The organism is Methylophaga sp. UBA1464 (assembly GCF_002325665.1).
Lineage (GTDB): Bacteria > Pseudomonadota > Gammaproteobacteria > Nitrosococcales > Methylophagaceae > Methylophaga.
In genome coordinates, this window is the sequence record NZ_DCSO01000014.1 from 7,963 (window position 1) to 12,857 (window position 4,895).

At 46.1% G+C, this 4,895-nt stretch carries 5 protein-coding genes; 2 read left to right on the plus strand and 3 right to left on the minus strand.

Features of this window, described 5'->3' with window-relative positions:
* The coding region (locus tag B3O33_RS01445; RefSeq protein ID WP_292362789.1) for a hypothetical protein at positions 1–1,174 on the plus strand (1,174 nt) is incomplete at its 5' end.
* Between the two features lie 11 nt (positions 1,175–1,185).
* Here B3O33_RS01445 and B3O33_RS01450 read toward each other — a convergent pair.
* Entirely contained in the window at positions 1,186–2,253 is a 1,068-nt protein-coding gene (locus B3O33_RS01450) for a GGDEF domain-containing protein (RefSeq protein ID WP_292360862.1), read from the minus strand.
* A gap of 331 nt (positions 2,254–2,584) precedes the next feature.
* Here B3O33_RS01450 and B3O33_RS01455 point away from each other — a divergent pair, with 331 nt between their 5' ends.
* Positions 2,585–3,310, plus strand: a complete 726-nt coding sequence (locus B3O33_RS01455) for a proteasome-type protease (protein ID WP_292360860.1) — start codon at positions 2,585–2,587, stop codon at positions 3,308–3,310.
* 62 nt (positions 3,311–3,372) lie between these two features.
* Here B3O33_RS01455 and B3O33_RS01460 read toward each other — a convergent pair whose 3' ends face one another.
* The gene (locus B3O33_RS01460; RefSeq protein ID WP_292360858.1) at positions 3,373–4,386 is read right to left on the minus strand and encodes a zinc-binding metallopeptidase family protein; all 1,014 of its coding nucleotides are present in this window, start codon (positions 4,384–4,386) and stop codon (positions 3,373–3,375) included.
* The coding region (locus B3O33_RS01465; protein WP_292362790.1) for an alpha-E domain-containing protein at positions 4,383–4,895 on the minus strand (513 nt) is incomplete at its 5' end. The genes B3O33_RS01465 and B3O33_RS01460, both read right to left, overlap by 4 nt.

The window sequence follows — 4,895 nt, forward strand, 5'->3', positions numbered from 1 at the left end:
TGGTATTTTAGGGTCGCCTGTTAATTTAAACGTATTGTCATATCAGGGTATCGCTGCAGCCAATATTACGCTGGCTGAATTGGCTGGCGTCTCAACCACAATCGCCAGCACCGAAGAGTTGTTGAGCAGCAACCTGAGTCTGAATGACTGGTTGAACCTGTATGCTGATGCCGTTAATGCTTCTGATGCGGCCGATGTGGGCTTATCAGCGGCGATGCAAAGTCTGGTCATGGCAAATGTGAGCGAGCTTACAGCCCGGTTTTCCGATATTGTTGCGGTCACCAGCGATGCTCCGGAGGCAGCTGCTGAAGCCAGTGTGAATCTATTCGATCTATTAATGACAACGGCATTTGTCGCCAATGGTTCTCAAGCCATCAACCTGCCGCTAAGCGTGAGTCTGCCTGGAAATTTACTCAATGTGACTAGCCAACTTAATATAACGGAGCCGCCCAAAATGGTGATTGGCCCACCGGGCAGGAATGCTGAGGGGCAATGGCGAACCTATATGGAAACCGCTCAGTTTGATTTAACAACGCTTGTTCAAAGCACGGTAGATTTGAATGTGGCAGGATTAGTCGGGACAAAAGCAGAAATTGATTTGGCATTACAAGTCGATATGGCGCAGGGCAGTGCCTGGTTGCAAACGTTGCAATGTGGACAACTTAATAATAATCGGGCGATAGCAACCATTGGTGTTCAACCCGGCACGGCAATGCTCAATTTAACGCAAGCCAGTGATCCGGATGCTGAAACAGCTAATATTGATATATCAGCCACCTTATTGCTACTTGGTCGTGTGCCGGTTGCCAATGTTGGCGTTGGTCTGGATATAGCGCTGCAAAATCCGACCTCGACCGACTTAATCTATGAAGTCAATCTGTCCGATCCGGATGATTTGCCGCAAACACAGCATGCTTCAACAGCCCCGGGATTGGCGATTTCGAATATTTCCCAAGGTATCAAAACAGATGTGACATTATTGGGGGCGATTTCTTTGCCATTACTGGATCAATTGATCGAACAGGCTTTGCTGAATCAGGTGTTAACCCCACTGCTCAGTGAAATTGGTCAGGAAACGGTTGATCCATTGTTATCGGTATTAGGCCTGGAAATTGGCGCTATGCATGTCAACCTGTTCACCGTTGAGGTGGAACGGCCGGATTTGAAAGTCTGAAATGGTGCTGGTCAGATTGACGTTTCGTCAGAACTTGCTTTGGAAAAAACCTCAGCCTGATACCAGGTAACCTGATTGCGGCCCTGTTCTTTTGAACGATACAGAGCAATATCAGCCAGTTTCAGCGGGTTGCTTGCCTCCTGATCATCGCTGGCATAAACGGTAACCCCACCCAGGCTCAGGCTGACGATTCCCAGGTCTGCATCCAGGTTTTCAATACGTAAATCCTCGACCCGTTGACGGATTTCTTCAGCCAACTGATAGGCATCATTTCGTGTGGTTTGATTGAGCAAAATAACAAATTCTTCGCCTCCGTAACGGGCGACCAAATCGGTGGCACGTTTTGCCGAGTTCGCTAAAACCCTGGCAACGGCTGTCAGGCATTTATCTCCGGCCTGGTGCCCATAGCGGTCATTAAACTTTTTAAAATAATCGATATCGATCATAAGCAGTGACAGGGGGAGGCCTGAACGGCGAGCCTGCACCCATACCTGTTCCAACGTAATATCAAAACGTCGACGGTTGGCGAGATTAGTGAGTTTGTCTTCACCAGCATCATGTTCCAGTCCGAAACGGGCAATCAAATCATCCATTAAATCGCGGCGGCGCTGTATTGCGGAGTAATAAAGTATGCCGATAATAATCAATACCGGTGGAATCAACTCCCAACCTGGTGAATCATTCACTGTGATCAACATCAGGAGTAAAGGTAAAAACAGGCCAGCCAGATAACTGCCATAGACAATAGGATAGGCACTGAGTTTAAGCAGCTCACTGGCCGCAATGGCACTTAACATCAGAATGACAAACAATCTGGTGGAAAAAGAAAGCTCGGGCAGCAGAAAAGCGGTCAGACCCAATCCAAGCCCTGCAGCAAAGGAGGCAACTTTAAATGAGGCCAGATTGTGGGATTTGAGAGTGTTGGAGATATCCTTGCCAAAGTTATTACTTATCCGCCATTGCCATAAACCACCCGTTATAGCGATCAGCACCCAAATCAAAAAGATTAGTAAAGGCAATTGTGGCGCCAGATAAAGTGCAAACAACGCAATAAAACCGCAATGTTGCAAAAAAGACATTCGTGGGTGTCTATGCAATTCACGAAATAAATGTGTGGATAATTGATGAGGATCTATCAAGCATTATTCCTGGGTTGGGTAACTCTGACGGGGTGATATCAATGAACCATCTTTCTACAGAGTTAGATTTTACTTAATCACAATCCGGTAGGCTGAAAGTGAGAGTGCTGCTGGCTGCATTAGCCATTTCATTCTCTCAGTACTCGTAAGCCATGGCAATATTATTGAGCAGATCATTTTGACAATTTGCAGTGGCATTAAATAAACCCGGTTGGGCATTGCTCTGCGGTTCAATGTCGACTATCTTTATAACGATTATTTAGAGGCGTGTATGACCTACTGTGTTGCCATTACCTTAGATGCCGGATTAGTGCTGACATCTGATTCCCGAACCAATGCCGGGATCGATCAGGTGAGTACCTATAGCAAAATGACGCGTTTTGAGACTCATGCAGATCGCTGTCTGGTGTTGATGAGTGCAGGTAATCTGGCGACAACCCAATTTGTAATTGAACAGATCCATCGCGATATTCGTGAAAGTCAGGCACGCAATTTAAATACGTTAAGTTACTTATCAGATACAGCTGATTATATTGGTGAAATACTCAGTAGCCGGATCCGCCGTTACTCTGAAAATGAAGCATCCGGTTTTGCTCCGGAAGCGACGTTATTACTTGCCGGGCAGATTCAGGGGGGGCCGCCACAGGCCTTTATGATTTACCCACAGGGAAATCACATCACCAGTTCCAGGGAAACGCCTTACCTGCAGATTGGAGAAAGCAAATATGGCAAACCGGTACTGGATCGTTTTATCCGGCCAGATACGTCTTTGCTGGATGCCGCTACCTGTTCACTGATTTCAATGGACTCGACCATGCAGAGTAATGTCAGTGTAGGGCCGCCAATTGAAGTGCTGATGTATAAAAAAGACAGTTACAACCTGAAAAATCACTATCGCTTTGGGGTGGAACACCCTTATCTGATCGAATTAAGAAAAGCCTGGGGGGATAAGCTTCGTCAAGCTTTTACTGAGATGCCCCGTTTCAGCGAGCAGTAAGGTGTCATCACGCTGTATTCCTCTGTACCAAACCACTAACGTCGGTAAAACAGTTGTCTCTGTTAGCGATGCACCAAGTCGTGAATAAACTGTAATTTTTTCTGCACCTTTGTCGACACAACAAATGGATAGGCATCGGCATTTCCGATACTTCTGTTCAACGCGTTTAACACCAGCACTAACTGCATCCACTCTGAAAGCCACACATGGAATTCACGATCAGACTCAGGTGGTCGAATGACTTCAAATTCCACTGCTGTTTCCAATGTTTCATGCATCAACAGATAATGTGCCCAGGTCTCTGCCCAATCCTCCAACGCATGTGCACTGGCATAGGCTGAAATATATTCCTGCTGAAAATCGTCGGGAGGACCTGCCTCGTAATAGGCTGACAATGCCTGCGCATAATCCACGCTATCATCCCCAAACAGCGCTTTGAAATCGTTATAAATAGGCTGATCCTTAATCAGCTTATCCCAGTAAAAATGGCCGATTTCATGACGAAAATGGCCTAGTAGCGTGCGATAAGGCTCATTCATGGCTTCACGCGTGGCTTCGCGATAACTAGTGTCAGCTTCAGAGGCATTTAAGGTAATCACCCCAGCCGCATGGCCACTAAACACTTGTTCATGACCATCAATTGGATTGCTAATCTGATCTTCGAGAAAATGAAACTGCAGTTGCCGATAATCGTTAACCGGCCATTGATCAATGGGTAAGCCAAGTCTTAACAAACCATAAAGCATTCTGCGTTTAGCGGCTTCCAAAACGGACCAGCGTTTTACATTGTAAGGATAAATTTGATTGGGGATCACGCGTGTCAGCCGACAGGACAAACATTGGGTAAAGTTATCATCGGTAGATAACAACCAGTTGCACTGCATCTGATGCTGATGATGTTCACAGCGTTTATAACGTTTTTCCGGATTCAGCACCGACCGGAACTGGCCTTTGTAGGGTTCAATGCTGATGAGTTTTTGCTGTTCAGGGTCAAAACCTAAAATACTGTTACAGCTATTGCAGTAGGTATTATCAAAAAAGATTTCTTGCCCGCAATGGCAATAAAACCGTTTCATGCAACCGATCTATCCGGATGAAACCATTGTTGACTGATTTGGCTGCTCAGCTCGGCAAGTTTGGCCTGTAAATCATCCATACGGGTATGGATCATCTCGGCCGGCAGTTCATTCAGTTTTTCAGTAAACATGTCGGACATAAGTTTTTGATGGTGTTCCAATGTGGTAGTGGACTGCGGTAAAGGCCAGACATAGCGTCCAATTGCTTTGAGCGAGAAGAATAACGAACGTGGAAAAGCTTCGTCACGGATTAAGAAGGTTAACACGCCCTCGGCATTCATGGATGAGCTATGTGTCTGAGTGTACATCTGCTGGGCACTTAATGCGCGTAATAAATGTGTCCACAGAATACCTTCGGCTGCCCGCAATGATTCACTGCGATTCTCAGCCATCAACAGTGAGGTCATTTCCAGTATGCGGCTGGTCATATCCGCACGTTCCAGATGTTTGGCGGTTTGCATAAAATGATAGGCATGATTACGACTCATATGATTGACCAATATGCCCCA